The following is an 18,114-nucleotide window of genomic DNA, read 5'->3' as shown; positions in this document are numbered from 1 at the left end:
CTTTCCTCCCTTGAGAATCATTTAGTTTAAATGTAATGATAGATGTTTTCAACACCTTTATAAATTTTTGAATCAGGAACTACCCCCATCATTTTCACTTCGTCTTTTTTTAACCCATCAGCTTCTCCCAAATCAAAAACATCCAATCTTAGATCTATTTTTACTGTTTTACCCGTTGCTATCTCTGCTGTTTGAATAGCTCTTTCTTGTGGTGAGGTAAATACATAATCAAATTCTACACTTTCAAGTTTGTCTCTTAAGTTTTGTGCTTGAATTATTCCATATTCATTTAATGGTAGTCCCCGTCTTCCTTGGAGTCTTCTTTCTTGATTCAAATCTGTTTGCCCGTGTCTAATTACATAAATCATGCAAGAACCTCCTTGAATCACATCTTATAGAGTTCTCCTATCTCCCGAATACACATCGTACTCAGCTCCTAAGAATCCCCATTCGTTCTTCCTTTAAATCAATAAACACCGGCTTCTGTACTATATTTATAGTATCAAGATTTATTTCATCAAGATGTTTAAATATAAGTTGTAGCGATTCATCCGCACTGTCTGTAATAATTGCTCCACCTGTTACGATAATACGTCTGGTCATTTATTTCATTCCTTTCTTTACATATATATTGTTAGATGAAGTAAAGCTTGAATTATTTACACAATCGTTCCAAAACCATTGCCACTCCATCTTGGTCATTACTTCCCGTTATTTCATTAGCAATTTCTTTCAATTCAACAACCGCATTTCCCATCGCAATTGAATATCCAGCTGATTTAAACAGACCTAAATCATTATGGTCATCTCCAAATACAATTACTGATTCCATTTTTTCATTGTAGATATTACATAACCTAGTTACTGCCGCCTCCTTCGATGCTTGAAGTGGCATGATTTGAATCAATTGTTTATTGTCTGTAACCAATATGTTTACCTTATGTCCGAACATTAAAGAAAGCCCTTGAATATGATTGTTTCCAGATAATAATATTTTGGTAGCCTCATATTGTTTTAACTCTTCCAATGATTTTATCGTAGGATTAGACTTGGCATTCATCGTGTTCGTATAATTAAGCTCCCTAAAGCTAAACCATTGATCTTTTACTTCCATAGTCAGTTCGATTTGTGAGTCATGAAACAAACAATAATCGATGATTTCAGAGGTAATATCAGCAGGAATTGATTCACAAAATTCGGTTTTCGATTTTCTACAAATTACTTGTGCTCCGTTATAATATACAAATGCTCCGATATCTAACAACTCATTTGGAAGGAATACTTTAACCGTTCTAGGAGGACGAGCTGTTGCAAAAATAATTCTTATATCTTTTCGATAACAAGAAAGTACTGCTTCATAATTCCGCTTAGAAACTTGCTTTTTTGAGTTTAAAAACGTGCCATCCAAATCTAAGACAACAGTCGAAAACTTCAATGCAGCTGCCTCCCCCAAAAATGATTATTTCATTCAATCTCCTCGATTAATTCGAACTCAATGCAAATTGCCATATTCAGATTCTCCTAAATTCTTACTCATTTATTTCTTTCAACCTTCTTAAGATTATCCCTACCTTCCCACTTGAAACTGCCTTTAGAAATAATCCTTCATTGAATCGATCTCCTCTTATGTAGGCAGTCATTAGTTTTCTTAAAGTTTCTAGATCCGCCTTCTTTATAAATTCTTCAATATCATTATCTAAATTTCTAAAGACCTCATTCTCTTTTAACCATCCAATCCAATCAAAAACTAATAAAAATTCAGTATTAGAAAGTTCATTATAAAACTCACTAATCATTTCATTCATATTATGATTGTTATTTTGACTTTCAACATTTTGAAAATATTCAGAATAATTAAGTAATCTTTCGATCTCAGTACTTGTGATCTGTGAATTAAATGACATCGTAACCTCCGTTGATACTATCTTTGTTTATTCGCTGAATTCTACCCAGAAGTATGTGAGGCAATAATCTATTTATTTTGCTCATAATTTAACCATTCTTCTAATTTAGAAATCTGTTCTGCGTAACGACTAATGGCGTTTATTGTCCCCGTTACTTGTGCTGTCCCCATCTGCTGTTCTTCTTCGTTTGTACATTCAATCCATAAAGACCGTTTTAAATTATATTCCAGCCAGCCTAATTTTCCTAAAAAACCACTTGCTAATACCATTCGCCAATTTGCTTGTAGTGTTCCGTATCTCTTTTTATATCCAGTAATAAAAGCCAAAAACCTTTGTTTATCAATTTTCCCCATTTCATTTTCGGACCAGTAAACAGCTGTTTCAGTCAAGTCTTGCATAGGATTTATATAGCCAGCTGACTCCCAATCAATAAGGATGAGATTGTCTTGGTTCCACATCACATTTTTAGGATCTAAATCCCCATGGCTAATAACCGTGTCTGATGCAAGCAGTTTTGCTGATTTATTCGCTATAGCATTCCAATCATAAAGTTTATCCATAATTTCAAGCAGCAGGTTAACCCACACCGCATTATTTTCTTGACCTTTTTGTACATAGTAATTCCAATCTATTAACTGTACATGATTTGTCCTATCATCAACGATGCCTATTTCTGAAAAATCCGTCATATGTAAATCTGCAAGAATAGCACCTATTTTTTCACAATGGACCGTATTGATTTCATTAGATTTCAGACTTTTACCATACAACCAATCGAACACAAGATAAAATTGATTATCGATTTTATGCATGACAGTACCATCCACTTTTTTAGCTGGAAGAGCAGGTATATGATTTGCTGCAACATTGGCAATTTGTTCTGAGTGGATAAAGTTTTGCATTGCCACAGGTCTAAGCATTATTTGAGGGTTTAATGCTTTGAGTGCATATTTCCCTTGCGTGGTTTCAATAAAATACATTCTGTGTAAAAGCCCACCCGACATCGCTTCAGGCACACCGACGATTTCACCAAGTTGCAAAATATTACACACTTTATCAAATTGCAAATTGTACTGTACATCACTCATTTTTCGGTATTTCCCTTCACGATTTTTATGTGTTCTCCCCAGAACTCTACTTCTCGAATCTCACGTAGTCATCTCTCATTGACTAACCAAGTTTTTGCATCTTCAGGATCTTTATAAAATGATATCCTTTGTGTTATCTCCAACTTTTTCATTCTCCTTCTTAGTCTCCATATATTGATTCCTGATAGCCCGACAAACGAAAGTTTATCAATATGAGCTCTTAAGTTATTCATATTGTTTGATAATTCTTGCAGTACCCGATTCGTTACCGAGGTTTCGTACAAATCTACCCATATCTTCAGTTTTTTATTTGTGTTAAAAATAAACTCTTCTTCTTGTTTCATCAATTCAAAAAGTTTTTCTTCGTTATTGTATTTACTCCCGTATTTTAAGCAATGGATTTCTCCACCTTTATAATAGTAAGGAAATATTGAACCTCCTGGTGATTTCATTAAATATCACTTCCTCAGGTTTTATTTTTGGTTTGGGATAATAATTTCTGTTTATTCCGTATTCTAGATTACTTGTCTGCCCGGTTGTACTGAAATTAAGAAATGGCCTACATTTAACCATTTTCTTTTATCCAATGGATTGGTTCGTCATCCCACACTTGTACTTCAATATATCTTTCGGGACCATATAAACCATCCCTATTCCAATTCTGAGGTAAATCATATTTTTGGATGAGTTTTAAAATTTCTTCATATGTATAAATCTGTTTTCGATATTCCCGGCCATCATTTACACGAGGACTAAATGTAGGAAATAAATCACCATAGGAAAATGATAGGGCCTCAATCTTTAATTTAGATATATGAATTTTTATGCTTTCACCTTCACTGTACCAAGTATTAAGCCAATCGCATTCACCAACGATCATATAATGGGGTACTTTTCTTTCTGGCTTTCCACCTTTAGATATGAATATATTTCGAGCCATTTGTTCCAATTCACATCTTCTTTCAAGGTATCCATCATTCCTATGAGCAGCCATAACATCACTTTTTCTTTTTAATTTTTCTAAAACATTTTGCGCTTGGTTCAAGGTTAAATCTGATAAATTCATGAAGGGACCTTTCGATTTCTCATAATAATGATATAAATAATTTATCTCTACAGCGTCACTCATATATTCACCCCATCTGATGCACTATAGTAAATCATGTGATTATTTTATCCTTCAAATTTCTTTTTTTAACTTCTCGAATCCTCTTCACTGCTAGTTGTTTCTCAGGTATTGGAGCTTTAATGTGTTGTTATCAGATGTCAGTTGCTTCTTCATATATACCTACTCGTTACGAAGTGGTTCAAATATTGTCCAACCTACGTCGGGGTAGTCACCCCAAAGTTCAATAATGTTTCGATCTGGATCATAGCAGCCCATAACTTCCAAAGTTATCTCCTCCATAAGGTTTTATCAATGAATAGATTGTTATATGATGTGAGGGCCTTCTTCAAACAACTTAAACGACTGCTCTTCTGTTTTTAATTGTACTCTAGTGTAACAGTTCTTCAACATGAAATTGTATAAATGAATGTATTTCGTTACGGTTGCAAATGCGTTTTTTGCAGACGTGACGATTTTTTTTGAATTCAACTGTAACATTAACCTGATCCAACCGTTGTCTAAGATGAGAAGGGGGAGAGGATAGCGATGCGGAGTGATTTATATACAGAACTGTTCAAGACGTATCAATCCTCTCTATACCTCTATCTTTACCGAATGTGCGGATCAAAGGAAACCGCTGAAGAATTGGTCCAAGAAACATTTTACAGAGCGATGGTATCGATGAAGACAGAGCATCGGGAGTATGCAAGGGCATGGCTGTATAAGGTAGCGCGGCATCTGTTTATCGACTGCACCGTGGAGAGGTTCAGATGCGAAGAGAAATAGAGACGCAAGAAACAGATAATACGTATCCAACACCATAGGAGGCGTTCGCTGCAAGTGAGCGTTAAATCCGCGTTGCAAAGGTTATGAGCAGGCTGCCTGAGCAATATCGAACGATATTACTTCTAAGAGAAATGAACGGCTTATCTTACCGGGAGCTGGGCGAATTTCTTGATATCAGTTTGGATCAAGTGAAGGTCACCTTGTACCGGGCTAGAGAACGCTTTAATACGGAGTTAAAACAAGAGGAAGGGGAACTGTGAATATGCGGGATGAGTTTGAATCGCATGAACAAGATGTTTTGCGGGATGAGGATTTCGATACCGAACCTCCGAAATGGAGTAAGAAAAAATTTAATCGAATGATCTGGCGAACGCGGGTGAAGATGCTTGTAAATGCGGCATCAGCTATGCTGTTATTATTTTTGTTGTATACGGTCTACATTTCTGCTATTCACATCTATTTTGATACTACAGACGTAAGAGGTAAATTTATTAGATCTATAATTACGGTAGTAGAATTGCATGAAGATGGCGTGAAAGTGGAAAAACCAGCAAATCCAACCATCGAAGTTACACCATTTCTTACACAAAAAACAACACTTAAGCTATATAGAGATGTGGGTAAATGGCAAGTTATTACGGGAGAGATTCGAGTGAAACAGAGCTTGTTAGGTAAGCTTACCTATTCCATCGAAAATACCGGCGCTTATATGAATAATGATAGTCAGGCTGCATTTATTTTGCCGTCATCTATTATGTTTGATAAAAACGACCTTGAACAATTAAGGAAGATTGAAGACGGAAATGTGGCCGAGTTATCATTTTCTATAAATACATTAATGTCACCGGAGCAGCTCATGGAAATGCTCGATAGTTACGACATTGCAGTGACCGGAATGCCCGTATATGCAGGAGAGCTCAAGGATTTTGACACTCCTCATACCGTTGGCGGAGGTACGGATTATTACGTTCCTCACTTAACCCTGAGACCGATGTCTGTGTTTGAGGAGAACAACAAGCTTTCCATGTGGCAACTGTATTTTTCAGCTGAAGACAAGGGGAGAATGTCGGAGCATATAGATTATATGATGTCTGATCTAAATTGGATGACCACAAACATTAGATATTACGGTGTGGATCAAGATAAACAGCGACTTGCTTATTTACAGAAAAATGGAGTTCAGGTTTACGGTGCAACCGTAACTGGGCCTGTACGAGAGCTCGAAAAACTGAAGGAACAACCGGAATTCCGCGAATTCCGATTGGGGCGCATTGAGGTATGGAATTGGGAAGAGAGATCGTAATTACTTTACGATTCGTTAACGAATAAAAATGAAGAAGGAGAGCGCTCAAGAGGTGCTTTCCTTCTTCATTTTCTTCTCCAAATTTTTACTGCCAAGAAATATTCAAGAGATCTATCGAGCTCTTCTTACCATGAAGCTTTCAGCATCCTTTACAAATCCATATTGTTCATATAATCGGTGTGCATCAGCTGTTCCTAAGAAGCCAGTTATATCTTTAAGCTCCTCACTATGAATTATGGTTTCTACTAATTTTTTGCCTATTCCTTTTCCCCTATACTCATCATCAATGATGACATCACATAACCAGTATGCAGTTGCCCAATCCGTAATAACTCGAGCAAATCCAATCTGTTTCTCTCCGTGATATACCCCAAAACAAAGTGAAGTTTCAATCGCTTTTTTAATTTGTTCAACCGGTCTTTTATTTGCCCAATATGTCCCCGCTAATAATCCACAAACATTTTCATAATTTAAGAGTGTCTTGTCTGTACTTATTAAATAGTCTTCGAATCTAACTTGCATGATTTCATCCTCCTTTTCTACACTAAGGGTATGATTTGAAATCTCTTTACTACTACTGGGTCTATAAATTCAATATCCTTTATGTCCCTGGCTTGAAATTCTTCTAATATTCCCAGAAAAATTCTTCCAATTAATATACTGTCTGCTAATGCATCATGCCTTCGTAAATCCTTATCATGAATGTTATAATAGTTAATTAAATAATCTGTCCAAATTATGTCCGTTAATTCTGGATATAGATAAGAAAATAAAGCTTTAGTATCTAAACAAGGATTCGTAATTAATGGAAGATTGTTTCTCTGACATTCATTTTTTAGTAGGGGTAAATCAAATTCATATCCTGCATGTGTTATTAAGATACTTTCTTTAGTAAATTCTAAAAAATCACTATATTTGTCCTTTAATAAAGGCGCATTCTCTAGTTGAGTATTATAAATCCCCGTAAATCGTTCAACCGATTCAGGAATTGGCTTTGGCGATTTAATGTATGTATTAAATGTCTTAGACTCCTGTATACAATTGTTCTCAATTATAACTGCACCAATCTGTGTAATATGTTCTGTTTCATGATTTATTCCTGTCGATTCAAAATCAAATACACAATATCTTTGTTTTACTGCATCTTTAATATGTACTCCTGACACAGTATATTCGGTGTCCGATATAATTCTAATCTCCATTGAGAGTTCACCTCCATTTATTAATTACTGTGAAGTTTTTAACTTCGTTTTAATTGCTGGTAAAGCTTTTACGACTTAAGACATTCGTAAAACTTTTCATTGAAAAACATCTGATCTTCAAGATAGTTTTCAGTATATTTGTTGAGCATTCGAACTCCTACTGCATTTAGCTCTGGTACAACTACGCAATGACAGCCAGCTGCACCAGTAGCATAAAACCAATTCTCTTTAAAGTACCAACCAAAAATTCGATTTTTATCTTTCGTTTCAACTCTTAATTGTTCCATCAGTCGAAAGACTTCGAGTGGCACGAGTTGCTTATTATGAATGCCCCCTTTATTTAAAAACAGCTCACCCCAAAGCGCCAAATCTCTTGCACTAGCATATAAATTTCTTTCATGACCTTCATTTGATTCAATTCGAATGGATGCATAGCCATCTGCAGCTTGAAGATCACAAACTAATTTCTCTTTCGGTACTGAAACCCACTCCGTATTGGACAATCCAAGTGGTTTAAAGACACGCCCTGAAATTAGTTGAGCTATATTATTACCCGTAATTTCTTTAATTACTTTACATGCCACTTCTTCTCGTTCGATTCGATTTGCTCCAAAATATTTATCACCTAATTTTGTGGCTAAATCCCTAATAGTTGTATCTTTCAAATCTCTTTCTGGCATATCTGTAACGATATCAGAAACCTTAGTGTCTACTGATAGTTTACTCTCTACAATAGCAATTGCTGTCGCAAGTCCGACATATGTCTTTCTTGTTGAATATAGATTAAACATGGAGTCAGGTGTAACTTGTAGTGCTCCACTCTTAAAATGATGCTTCCCTGAATACCATTCGGTTACAATTTCATTATCTTTAATTATTACAACAGAAGAAGCTGAAGCTCCATACTTTTTTGCTACTTCTTGAGTATATGAAATTAGTGCTTCAAATTTATTAGTAGCAATCTTCTCCATGACTTTACCTCCGTTTATATGGTTATCAAGGACCGAACATTAAGTATCGTTAATGCGTTGTTATGTGATGTATATGACAATCTCAGAAATATCCTCAACTCTAAGTTTTATCTACTTAATTCTTGTTAGAATTCTATCAATAACACTCATGGTGTCTAGCTGGTCAGTAATAACTTACACTTAGTTAAGGCACTTCTTATAATAATAATGTTTATTTCCCAACGGAGCATTCTCGATGATTGCCATTACCTCGTAACCATATTTCTTATAAAATTCGGGAGCTTGGAAACTGAAGGTATTTAACTTAATGAATGTACAATTCTTCGCTCTAGCAATTTGCTCTGCTTCTTCCAATAATCTTTTACCATGTCCCTGTCCACGATGTTCATCATCTACCCATAAAATATCAATCTCCATCCAGTTCCAACATACTGCACTATTGAGACCGGCAATTATTTCTTCTTGGTCATCCTTTAAACATAAATTAATTTCTTCATAAATGCCGTTTGGTACATTTTTAGAATTGAACTCAATAAGTTTTTTTCTAACATAATTTGCTTCATCATTTGTACCTTTAATTATCTTTGGTGTATTCATCATTAGATCCTCCCGTAGGTTTTCCTCATTCACTGCATTAATTTCATCTAACGTTTCTTGTGTTCACGACGTCCATAAACACTATCTGGTTGGTTGTATGTATATCATGATCTCGTGGGCCTTGACAATAACTTTTTTTCCTACAGAGGCCTCTCCCCTACCTAAGACAAAACCTCTTTTGTTTTTAGTAATTTCATAATACAAATCAATTCTATCGCCTGGAGAAGCTTGCCCTAAAACCTCGATACCATTTAAAGATGATAAAAATCCTAGTCCGTTATCCTTCGTCATTGATGCAAATGCACCTAACTGTGCTAAAGCTTCAACTATCAATGTGCTTGGCATATGCTTATTTCCTTCAGTTATATACCATTCGTTCCATGTCACATTCTTATAGCCCTTGACCCATTTATTTGGCTCGACCTCTAGAACTTTATCAATCATTAAGAATGGATATCTGTGAGGAATTACATTAGGGATATTAATCATTATTTACTCCTTTATGTATTGAAGTTTTCTTTTACATTCGCAAATGTTCTATATCATTATATAGAATACACTTCCGATAATCCGATTAACGCACCATGAGTTACAACGAGTACTCTCATATCTTTATATGTATCACATGTTTCTTCCAGAAAAATAACACCGCGACATGCTACATCATCAAAGCTCTCCATACCTAGGTCAAGTTCACGCCAACGACTCCCCCATTTCTTTATTCTTTGTTCTTCAGTCATTCCTTCAATTCGTCCACAATCAATTTCACGTATTCGAACATCTTCAATAATATGATTGACCCCTATTTCATATGCGATAATTTCTGCCGTCTCTTTGGCACGTATTAAATTACTTGTAATAATAAGATCCCAGTTTTCATTTTTCAATTTCATTCCCAAATACTTCGCTTGCTTTCTACCTTCTTCATTCAACGGAATGTTTGAGAGTCCTTGTGCCCTTTCTTGAATACTCCATTCGGTTATTCCGTGTCTTACCATTCCTATAATAGCCACAGCTTTCCCCCGCATTGGTCTATTGCTTTGAATAGAAATTTATAATGTTTCCATCTGGATCTCTAAACCAAAAAGAGCGTCTTCCCCATGGATAAGTTTCAGGTCGTTTCACAAATGTTACATTTTTATTATTAAGCAGTTTAAATTCTTCATCAACATCATCTACTTCGATTTCAATAGTGTAGCTACCATATCCAGCATTCAAAGTACTCCCTGGAGCCATGTTTTCCATTCCTTGTTTTGAAAATATATCTATATGACTATCTTCTATTAAAATCCTTGCGTTATTCTCATCTCCTACAACCTCTGCTTGCAGAATCTCTTTGTAAAATGCAGCCATATAAGATACATCTTCAGTTATCAAACATATTCCATTGAATTTCATAATTCTCCTCCATTTTATTTGAAATTCAAACAAATATATTTCTCCCTTAAAGAACGATTATCCCCTTCAAATTCAAAAAAATTTAACAAGACTTCTTATAAAAAATTAACGTAGTGCTATCATTTAACTTTTTCTGTACTCCTGTCTTTATGTAACCCATTTTTTCATATAGATAACAGTTACGTTTTTCCTCTAAAATCGTAGCTAACTCCCAAGTCATCGCTTGAGGAAACATTTGCTCTACTAAGGTTATAGCTTTCTGTGCAATCCCTCTCCCTTGATAGTTAGGTAGAATAAACATTGGACTTATCCAATACTGTGTTTCTTCTCTCCAAAACACACATATAGCTCCTACAAGAACATAATTTTCTATTATTTTGTAGAATCCTCCATTTGGATTGTTAATTCTAGTAACAACTCTATCAATGGTTTCATTTGCAGGATTCGTATTGAAATCTTTATATTTTTCCAGTAATGGCACAAAAGCTTTAACCTGAATATCTAAAATAGATTCTGCATCAGACTCGATTGCTCTTACGAGATTTATTTCCATAAATATTCTCCCTAACAAATATCTTAATATTTGTATTGATTATTCACGAACCCGAAAGGCTTAAATCGTAAATACTTCGAGCGGCTCTATTACTGAGCCTCGCAGGTTTTTTTGCCCTGATTTCTTCTTCTTCGAAAACTTCTCTGGCAGACAGAAGGCGTTAGCCCGATACGAGAATAAGGTGTTCTCCGAAGTTCCTAAACTGCTATGGATTACTTCCACCACTGGTCTTTTTGTTATATGCGTCTTCTAATAATTCCTTAAGCCCTTCAGCTTTTCTCTTCATAAATGTATTCCAAAAAATCTTACCCTTATGAGCTAACTCTTCTGCAGTATACAATCCTGGATGAAAGCTTCCCCAACACCCGTCTGATGTAAGCTTATCCCAACCCATAAAATCAGCATACTTTTTGTTTTCACTAGGAATATGGGATCCCATGCTTTCTAATTTCACATTCTCCGGACATAACCACATTGCAGTACATACTGATAATAAACCACCGTGCATTTCATCTAATCCTTCTAATTCTGCTGCTTGAATGGCAGCCTTCCAAGCATCGTGATTATGATGAGGATGAATAACTATTATTTCTGGGTATTTATAATTGATATGCTTGATGAATGCCCCTTCCCAATAAGAGCCACCATGTCCTGAACATAAAACAAATTTCTTAAATCCTTGTCTCATTAAGCTAATAATGATTTCCTCTAAAAATGTTGTTATTAAATTTGGGCTGATCGTTACCGTTCCTTTAAAGTTCGCATGCTCCTCAGAGGTATTAAAAGGTAACGTGGGCAGTACATATGCATTTAAAGCTTTGCCATATTCTTCAGCAAATCGTTCAGCAATTAAATTGTCCAAATGCATGGGCAAATACGGACCAAATTGTTCGGTCGCACCTATTGAGATAATTGCGGTAACAATACCGCTTTCCGATAATTCTTTAGTTGTATTAGTATAATTCAACATCAAATCACATCCTTATGCCTTTTATTCGCTGAATCTACCTACTTAAAAGCCCCTTTTCGAACAAAGGGGTGCCGCTAGCCGAAATAATACGTAACCACTCTGTTATCTGAATTTGAACTCTACATTAAGTTACTTGCAAGTGCCTATATCGTTTTCACTTATATTGACAGATCATCAATGTATTTCTATCACAATCTTTAAAAGTAAACCCAGAATGGTCACCATAATGAGTAAAATTACTTGTCTCAATCCCCTTATCTGTTAATGACCTATGAGCTTCGCTAATATCATTTGTATTAAAGGTAAAAACGGCTCTTTCAATGGGTTCATAGCTTTCTGCTTTAAACAGATGCATTACATATTGGCCATCTATAGTTAACTCAACAAAGTCATTGAAATCAAAGTCACCCATACTAAAACCTAGGGAATTACAATACCATTCACCTGCTCTTTTAAGATCATTTACATAAAGCATTACACCGATTATGTCTTTCTTAATAATTGCATTCATCATCATTCCTCATTTCTAATGATAATTTGGGGTATAGTTCTTTATACTACCGTTCTTCGTTAGCTTATAAAGCATTGATTTTTTCGCAATAAAAAGATTGTGCAAACTTGTGCCTAAATGTTCCGGTATTCGATTCGTCAAATATAAATACTCCTGCCAACAATCAAATTGATTCGAATTCATTTGGTTTACAGACTCTTGCATTATCGCACTTATACCATCTGTAGCTAATACAGTAATCGGTTCTTGTCATTCACGAAACGCCCCAGCCTTAGATAGCTCTTATCTTAGGCTGAGGCGTTTGCTGACTGATCTTCTCCCATTATTATACATATGTCAACCAAAGGACGACAGTCCTAAAGGGTGGATATGGAGTTAACTGATGTTTATGACCTCTTGAGAATAGCCTCAAGTCATACCTTTCATAAAACATTCTTTCATTTTCAAAATCATTTCAAAAGCTATTTCTTGGTTGCGCAAATATATCCAGTCAAATAAAGGTTTTTCAATGAATTCTAATAGATCATTTTTCGTTTTCTCTAGACTCTCTAAGAGTTCTTCATATTTGTATTCAATATAATAAAGTTTTTCTGGATCTGTTGATTCTGGATCATTCGATAATACTCTAGCGCAATAGTCCTCATACACAACTCCAGGATTGGGATCATGACCCAACCAGGGACTCATCCTATTTCTTATGGATTCATAAATATCCTCTATTTCCTCTAGTCCACAACAACAACTTGGCATAATTACTTTCTGCTCATCTTCAAAAAAGGCAACTCCACCTGATAGGACAAGCGACTCTTGTTCAAATAAATCGTTAAAAGCTTCTTCTAGAGATTTGTTTACATCAATATCGTTATAACCAAACAAATGCAATAAAAACAACTCGACTTCTTCGCTATTGCACTGAGCAGATAGAGGGAGATATTCTTTTATTGGTACTTCGTGATCGATCCATACTGGAGTTCCATAATAAGGTTCTATAGTTACTGGCTTGGTATATGGCATGCTATGCTGCCCCTCACTATTTCAATATTATACTTCAGGAATTTCAGTTAACGTTATTGTATTCACGACGTCCATTCCCCTTAGATAGCTCTCTATCTTAGGGGAATGGATGTGTCCGCCTGCTTCTTTTAACTGCATATTTTTTAACATATTGATCACCGGGGCATACTACTCTTATTCCTACAAGCCGTTCTCTTTAGGAACGTTTAACAGGAATGCAATTTCCGTTTTGGGGGATTGGGGCAACGACCACTAACAAGCTATTCTTCTTGAGTGCATATACACTCTTCCTGTTTGCCAATATTATCACTTTCTAAATCTTTGCATAGTGTTATGTTCATAGCCTTGTCCAAAAGCTTTTGTAGTCCTCAAACTCACCATCTTTACCCTTCATGCAATACTCCGCATAGAAGATTTCGTCTACGATTTTTTTATTATTATCATAGAGCGTATAGGGATAAAGAAACAACTTATCGCACTCTTCATTTTCCTCCTCAATGACGTTTTCTTCGCAGTATCCTTCTTCAAGAAGAAATTCAACCGCCCCAGAAAAGGATAGTCCTTTAAGAATATTTATGTTAACCAACCTATTACCTCCCGTTCTATAAATAATCTGTACATTTGATTACAGTTTAATATAGCTACAAAATGCTTTAAATGAGAATGATTACCGACCTTCATCGAGTTGCTCTATCAATCTCATATTTTCGTTACTTGTTTCTATACTTCTTTATGTATTCATCAATCACTTTTACAGTGTTGTTAAATTCATTCAATAAATCATCTAATTCATGTTTAAAATCTTGCCTATCCGTCCAATAGGCTTTATCTACTTTTAAGATTGAACTTAACAAGTCACCAGTATACATCTCTCCTGATCTTATAGGATTATTAATTAATCGTTCAAACGCAATTGGTAATAAATAATCCAAACTAACTTGTTGCAAGATCATTAATCTTAAATCTTCATCTGAAAAGTTTTTTAAAGGGGTTTTTCTAAGTCGGTGAACGTTGACTACAAGACTAGAACAATATTCTGGTTCACCCCAATCACAGTCTTCCAGTTCATCTAGCGATCTATTTATATCAAAATTCAATAACATAATTTCATCTCCGCATTTATATAAGCTTGGTATTTCACATAAGGTTCTTGTGTTCCTGACTGCCCTCTTCGAATATTCCCACACATTCTCTTTCATGTATCGACATTTATTAGGTTATTGTCATTACTTTGTTTTTTCAGTTTTTCGATTTTCAGTTCTTAAAAAGAGTATCTATGTTCATAACAAACCCGTCAATATTTACACAATTAAACCATCCGCTCTCTTCATTGACGATGGATTCTATTCTGTCTATCGCAATTGATTTGTTGTCCACGGTCGCTGTATCCTTCATCCCAGGAATCTCGCTCTTAGTTGGTGGCATTGGCGTGATGAATATTATGCTGGTTTCCGTTACGGAAAGAACCCGTGAAATAGGTACCATTCTCGATAAGTATCGGTATTTTCTTCGGTTACTACCCAGTGAACAAAGGCCAATATGATCCAATCGAGGCATTGCGGTATGAATAAGTAACCCTGCCTTCTTCTTTGACAATAAAGTTCGCGTTCCGGTATACTTGGGTCATATTTCCACCAAAGTGGAGGGTAAAGTCTGGAATCGAAGTAGCTACTTCCACTCAAGTAGAAGGATATAGCAAACAAGCCATAAATAATGATGACTGCATTGAAAAATGTGGTAGATAGCAGTTAACAGCATTCGCGCAATGGCAATAATGGCACGTTTATGCCCCTGATGCTTTTTAAGCTGTAGGTAGCGGGTTCGGATCTCGGGATATACGAGTTCTTTATACAAAGATAAGTCTGCGTGCTCGAAGACACACTTATTTGTGCTTGGAATGGCAATCTACACATATAACCATGCTGTCCTCCCATACATGAGGTGCCCCACACACCTCCGCGTGATTTGTAGTTAACCGCTATCCTGCTCAAGACTAAAAAGATTTCATTAAGTTTTGTGCCTTGAGCGAGGCGAAAGGAATGGGTATAACCATGAAGAATGATTTGCTCCATATTGGTCCATTAACCATATATGGATATGGATTGATGATTGGGATAGGTATTATTGCAGCATATCAGGTCTTGGTAACGCGAGCAGAGAAAAGGCAAATGGAGCGTTCCCATATTTCCTCGATTACGCTTTGGGGACTATTGGGTGGATTTTTAGGCGCAAAGCTCCTATATTGGATAACCCAAGGCAAAAATATCATGGATCATCCTGAAATTTTATGGGATATGTCTACAGGCTTTGTGGTTTACGGTGGCATTCTGGGCGGAATTCTCACAGGTTATATCTACTGCAGGATGAAAGGCTTAAATTTCCTGCAGCATCTCGATCTGTTTGTCCCCTCTATTGCCTTGGCACAGGGGTTTGGAAGAATCGGATGCCTTCTGGCAGGCTGCTGCTATGGAGAAGAGACGCACGGCTGGTTTGGCATTACCTTTCACGAATCTGAGTTCGCTCCAAACGATGTGAAGCTGATTCCCACTCAAATTCTTGAAAGTGTATTTAGCTTCGGCCTCTTTTTTGTACTGATTTATTTGGCGAAGAGAAAGAGAACGGACGGACTCATAACAAGTCTATATCTGCTGCTCTACAGTCTCGGTAGATTTATTATCGAGTTTTATCGAGGAGATATTATTCGCGGCAGTGTCGGGATCCTGTCTACTTCACAATTTATATCACTCCTAGTAATTGTAATTACATGTCTGATCATGCTGGCCAAGTCCTATCAAATCTTAAGACATCGGAATACTTAATTCCCAGCATCCTACAATCCCTCCGTTTACCCAGCTAGAGGGATTTGCTTTATGTACAAGATGCTAGCTCTATAAAATCAGAGGATTATCAAAGTTCATCATTATATAAAGAGTCCTATAAAGTCATCAATTCTAAATTTTATGAATAAGCCGAGAACACTCGTGATTTTAATCATGAGTGTTCTCGGCTTCGGATAGGGCGTGTCATTTGACACGTCAATTATCCGACTTCTTCTTGAGTTACCAACAATAACTGCTATAATTAGCTTAATTTGTACAGATTGCTCATTGAAAACTGAACATATCGAGTTACAGGTGGAAAAGCTCACCTGTGTAAAATATTCAAGCACACTTTCGTCCTCTCTGATCGAAAAGCGAAAACCAAGCAGTAGATTAGAGAGCTGAGTTTAACGTACAAGTTCTTGACTTAACCGCAGGAACTGCGGGGTTAGCCTACTTTTCTTCGCTCGTTAGAGCGTTTAGCGTAGGAATCTCGTGGCTTTAGCCATGAGAGGTTCAATCATATACCATAACCCAATACTTTTCTCCAGGTTTACCTTCTTCAACGACCTTCTTCCAACCATTATTCTCATAGAAACTCAATGCTTTTCGATTTTCTGATACACACTTCAATCGTACTGGTTTATTCATTTTTTCTACAGCGGAATTAACTAACTGAACGCCAACACCCTTACCGGAGAAATCAGGGTGCACAAATAAATTATGTATAAAATTATCGGGCAAGTACAAAGAAGTAAATCCAAGAATGTGAAAATCATCCTCTGCTAATAATATATACTCTCCAACAGTATCCCTATCAAAATCTTCTAAAGTCATTTCTTCTATATTCGTCCAATAAAAGCTTTTACGACGTGATTCCAGATATGTAAGTCTTAAATCAGGGTAGTCAAGTTCACTTGCTTCTCTAATATGTCAATCTCACTTTCGCCGTTTTCATCTGTAACTTCCTTACTTCAAGCAACAGGACGTTGCGATTGAGTTACCTACAAAATAGTCTTTGGGGCCGATATTTCTTATACGTTTTTGTATCTACGAACCCGAGAGGCTTAAGGGAGCAACGCGACCGAGTCCGATGGACTTAGCTCGCAGGGGTTGTTCACTGCATTAACTTCTTCGCTCATCACTTCTTGCGAACCAAGGTTCAACGCCCGCAGAGTAGCTACGTTGTTATAAGATTTATACACCTTCTTTGAATACGTGCAAATGGTTTATTGTAATTGCTTTATTAGGCTTACTCGTACAATTTCATCCCATATCGGCCCTCTTCTTACTATCCTATATCCGAGTTTCTCATTAAGTTCTATAACGTGTTTATTCTTCTCCTCTGTATGTGTGTATATTAAGTTCACATCATTTGTCTTGGCCAATTCCTCAAGTTTTAGTTTAAGCTTCGTTGCAATACCGCTTCGCCTATATTCCGGAGCCACCCATAATTGAAAAATCTCTACGAATCGTCCGTCCTCCTGAAATAAACTTCGCTCCAATTCATGAAAGATGGTTTTCCAAGGAAATATACCATCTCGGTTAACAATTGAATACATGATTAAGCCTATTCTCTTTCTGCTCTTCTCATCTTCAAAAATAAATGCCCCTCTATCTTCTTCAATAACAAATCTCAATATGCCCTTTCAATTCTTGTTCCGTCTTAGGAGAATCAGAAGTGGTAACGCCTTCATTTTCCAAATCAATTTGAATCATAAAATCCAGATCAGTAATTCCTGCTTTTCTGATCATTTCTTCACCACCAGTTATTATCTTAAATATATGTTTTTTAAGTCTTGCGGAGATTTCTTATAACGTTGTTGCATTCACAAACCCGAGAGGCTTAAGGCGCGAATGCGCCGGATCGAAGACTTAGCCTCGCAGGGT

The 18,114-nt window shown here is 36.2% G+C and carries 26 protein-coding genes and 2 pseudogenes; 5 read left to right on the top strand and 23 right to left on the bottom strand.

Annotation, left to right across the window (positions count from 1 at the left end; all coding sequences use genetic code 11):
* Window positions 1-29: 29 nt before the first annotated feature.
* The 7 genes and pseudogenes from B9N86_RS08215 to B9N86_RS08185 form a co-directional block, all read right to left on the bottom strand.
* Window positions 30-368, bottom strand: a pseudogene (locus B9N86_RS08215) (histidine phosphatase family protein); the annotation flags it as partial.
* A 61-nt stretch (window positions 369-429) separates the two neighbouring features.
* Entirely contained in the window at window positions 430-603 is a 174-nt protein-coding gene (locus tag B9N86_RS08210; protein WP_208918579.1) for a hypothetical protein, read from the bottom strand.
* A gap of 52 nt (window positions 604-655) precedes the next feature.
* Window positions 656-1,435: a Cof-type HAD-IIB family hydrolase gene (locus B9N86_RS08205; protein WP_208918578.1), complete on the bottom strand. Its 780-nt coding sequence runs from the start codon at window positions 1,433-1,435 to the stop codon at window positions 656-658.
* 94 nt (window positions 1,436-1,529) lie between these two features.
* Window positions 1,530-1,904 (bottom strand): DUF6508 domain-containing protein, encoded by a 375-nt coding sequence (locus tag B9N86_RS08200; RefSeq protein ID WP_208918577.1) that lies wholly within the window; start codon window positions 1,902-1,904, stop codon window positions 1,530-1,532.
* 68 nt (window positions 1,905-1,972) lie between these two features.
* Window positions 1,973-2,992 carry a phosphotransferase gene (locus tag B9N86_RS08195; RefSeq protein WP_208918576.1) on the bottom strand — a complete coding sequence of 340 codons (1,020 nt, stop codon included), beginning with the start codon at window positions 2,990-2,992 and terminating at the stop codon, window positions 1,973-1,975.
* A gap of 68 nt (window positions 2,993-3,060) precedes the next feature.
* Entirely contained in the window at window positions 3,061-3,444 is a 384-nt protein-coding gene (locus tag B9N86_RS08190) for a hypothetical protein (RefSeq protein ID WP_208918575.1), read from the bottom strand.
* 113 nt (window positions 3,445-3,557) lie between these two features.
* Window positions 3,558-4,121: a hypothetical protein gene (locus B9N86_RS08185; RefSeq protein ID WP_208918574.1), complete on the bottom strand. Its 564-nt coding sequence runs from the start codon at window positions 4,119-4,121 to the stop codon at window positions 3,558-3,560.
* 525 nt (window positions 4,122-4,646) lie between these two features.
* Here B9N86_RS08185 and B9N86_RS08180 point away from each other — a divergent pair.
* The 3 genes from B9N86_RS08180 (at window position 4,647) to B9N86_RS08170 (ending at window position 6,189) form a co-directional block, all read left to right on the top strand.
* Window positions 4,647-4,886 carry an RNA polymerase sigma factor gene (locus B9N86_RS08180; RefSeq protein ID WP_208918573.1) on the top strand — a complete coding sequence of 80 codons (240 nt, stop codon included), beginning with the start codon at window positions 4,647-4,649 and terminating at the stop codon, window positions 4,884-4,886.
* Window positions 4,887-4,969: 83 nt separating this feature from the next.
* Window positions 4,970-5,146 (top strand): RNA polymerase sigma factor, encoded by a 177-nt coding sequence (locus tag B9N86_RS08175; protein WP_208918572.1) that lies wholly within the window; start codon window positions 4,970-4,972, stop codon window positions 5,144-5,146.
* 2 nt (window positions 5,147-5,148) lie between these two features.
* Window positions 5,149-6,189 carry an anti sigma factor C-terminal domain-containing protein gene (locus tag B9N86_RS08170; protein ID WP_208920163.1) on the top strand — a complete coding sequence of 347 codons (1,041 nt, stop codon included), beginning with the start codon at window positions 5,149-5,151 and terminating at the stop codon, window positions 6,187-6,189.
* Window positions 6,190-6,300: 111 nt separating this feature from the next.
* On the opposite strand, the gene B9N86_RS08165 is transcribed toward B9N86_RS08170, so the two are convergent.
* The 13 genes from B9N86_RS08165 to B9N86_RS08105 all read right to left on the bottom strand — a co-directional run bounded on the left by B9N86_RS08165 (window position 6,301) and on the right by B9N86_RS08105 (window position 14,508).
* Complete coding sequence (locus tag B9N86_RS08165; protein ID WP_208918571.1) at window positions 6,301-6,711, bottom strand: GNAT family N-acetyltransferase; 411 nt, start codon at window positions 6,709-6,711, stop codon at window positions 6,301-6,303.
* Between the two features lie 17 nt (window positions 6,712-6,728).
* Window positions 6,729-7,391, bottom strand: a complete 663-nt coding sequence (locus B9N86_RS08160) for a 3'-5' exonuclease (RefSeq protein ID WP_208918570.1) — start codon at window positions 7,389-7,391, stop codon at window positions 6,729-6,731.
* Between the two features lie 68 nt (window positions 7,392-7,459).
* Complete coding sequence (locus B9N86_RS08155; protein ID WP_208918569.1) at window positions 7,460-8,362, bottom strand: serine hydrolase domain-containing protein; 903 nt, start codon at window positions 8,360-8,362, stop codon at window positions 7,460-7,462.
* 180 nt (window positions 8,363-8,542) lie between these two features.
* A complete protein-coding gene (locus B9N86_RS08150) occupies window positions 8,543-8,959 on the bottom strand; it encodes a GNAT family N-acetyltransferase (protein WP_425298606.1) in 417 nt (138 codons plus the stop codon).
* 81 nt (window positions 8,960-9,040) lie between these two features.
* Entirely contained in the window at window positions 9,041-9,448 is a 408-nt protein-coding gene (locus tag B9N86_RS08145) for a 3-hydroxyacyl-ACP dehydratase FabZ family protein (RefSeq protein ID WP_208918567.1), read from the bottom strand.
* A gap of 56 nt (window positions 9,449-9,504) precedes the next feature.
* Window positions 9,505-9,972 carry a histidine phosphatase family protein gene (locus B9N86_RS08140; protein WP_208918566.1) on the bottom strand — a complete coding sequence of 156 codons (468 nt, stop codon included), beginning with the start codon at window positions 9,970-9,972 and terminating at the stop codon, window positions 9,505-9,507.
* A gap of 19 nt (window positions 9,973-9,991) precedes the next feature.
* Complete coding sequence (locus B9N86_RS08135; RefSeq protein ID WP_208918565.1) at window positions 9,992-10,357, bottom strand: VOC family protein; 366 nt, start codon at window positions 10,355-10,357, stop codon at window positions 9,992-9,994.
* Window positions 10,358-10,439: 82 nt separating this feature from the next.
* Window positions 10,440-10,910: a GNAT family N-acetyltransferase gene (locus B9N86_RS08130; protein ID WP_208918564.1), complete on the bottom strand. Its 471-nt coding sequence runs from the start codon at window positions 10,908-10,910 to the stop codon at window positions 10,440-10,442.
* 205 nt (window positions 10,911-11,115) lie between these two features.
* The gene (locus B9N86_RS08125; protein ID WP_208918563.1) at window positions 11,116-11,880 is read right to left on the bottom strand and encodes a creatininase family protein; all 765 of its coding nucleotides are present in this window, start codon (window positions 11,878-11,880) and stop codon (window positions 11,116-11,118) included.
* Between the two features lie 154 nt (window positions 11,881-12,034).
* Window positions 12,035-12,397 carry a VOC family protein gene (locus B9N86_RS08120; protein WP_208918562.1) on the bottom strand — a complete coding sequence of 121 codons (363 nt, stop codon included), beginning with the start codon at window positions 12,395-12,397 and terminating at the stop codon, window positions 12,035-12,037.
* A 402-nt stretch (window positions 12,398-12,799) separates the two neighbouring features.
* Window positions 12,800-13,405, bottom strand: coding sequence for a hypothetical protein (locus tag B9N86_RS08115; protein ID WP_208918561.1), 606 nt, complete (start codon window positions 13,403-13,405; stop codon window positions 12,800-12,802).
* Window positions 13,406-13,742: 337 nt separating this feature from the next.
* Complete coding sequence (locus B9N86_RS08110) at window positions 13,743-13,991, bottom strand: hypothetical protein (RefSeq protein ID WP_208918560.1); 249 nt, start codon at window positions 13,989-13,991, stop codon at window positions 13,743-13,745.
* A gap of 124 nt (window positions 13,992-14,115) precedes the next feature.
* The gene (locus tag B9N86_RS08105) at window positions 14,116-14,508 is read right to left on the bottom strand and encodes a contact-dependent growth inhibition system immunity protein (protein ID WP_208918559.1); all 393 of its coding nucleotides are present in this window, start codon (window positions 14,506-14,508) and stop codon (window positions 14,116-14,118) included.
* A 290-nt stretch (window positions 14,509-14,798) separates the two neighbouring features.
* On the opposite strand from B9N86_RS08105, the pseudogene B9N86_RS30935 reads away from it, so the two are divergent.
* A pseudogene (locus B9N86_RS30935) lies at window positions 14,799-14,885 on the top strand (ABC transporter permease); the annotation flags it as partial.
* A gap of 571 nt (window positions 14,886-15,456) precedes the next feature.
* Window positions 15,457-16,224, top strand: coding sequence for a prolipoprotein diacylglyceryl transferase (locus B9N86_RS08095; protein ID WP_208918558.1), 768 nt, complete (start codon window positions 15,457-15,459; stop codon window positions 16,222-16,224).
* A gap of 516 nt (window positions 16,225-16,740) precedes the next feature.
* Here the strand turns inward: B9N86_RS08095 and B9N86_RS08090 are convergent.
* The 3 genes from B9N86_RS08090 to B9N86_RS30600 form a co-directional block, all read right to left on the bottom strand.
* On the bottom strand, window positions 16,741-17,154 hold the full coding sequence (locus B9N86_RS08090) for a GNAT family N-acetyltransferase (protein ID WP_208920162.1): 414 nt from the start codon (window positions 17,152-17,154) through the stop codon (window positions 16,741-16,743).
* A 299-nt stretch (window positions 17,155-17,453) separates the two neighbouring features.
* Window positions 17,454-17,864: a GNAT family N-acetyltransferase gene (locus tag B9N86_RS08085; protein WP_208918557.1), complete on the bottom strand. Its 411-nt coding sequence runs from the start codon at window positions 17,862-17,864 to the stop codon at window positions 17,454-17,456.
* Entirely contained in the window at window positions 17,848-17,979 is a 132-nt protein-coding gene (locus B9N86_RS30600) for a hypothetical protein (RefSeq protein WP_280174980.1), read from the bottom strand. The genes B9N86_RS08085 and B9N86_RS30600 overlap by 17 nt, the downstream gene beginning before the upstream one ends.
* Window positions 17,980-18,114: the final 135 nt, after the last annotated feature.

The sequence above is a fragment of the Paenibacillus uliginis N3/975 genome, from assembly GCF_900177425.1.
GTDB classification, from domain to species: domain Bacteria; phylum Bacillota; class Bacilli; order Paenibacillales; family Paenibacillaceae; genus Paenibacillus_AQ; species Paenibacillus_AQ uliginis.
Note: the sequence above shows the minus strand (reverse complement) of the source record. Positions and strands in the feature narration are given on the sequence as shown.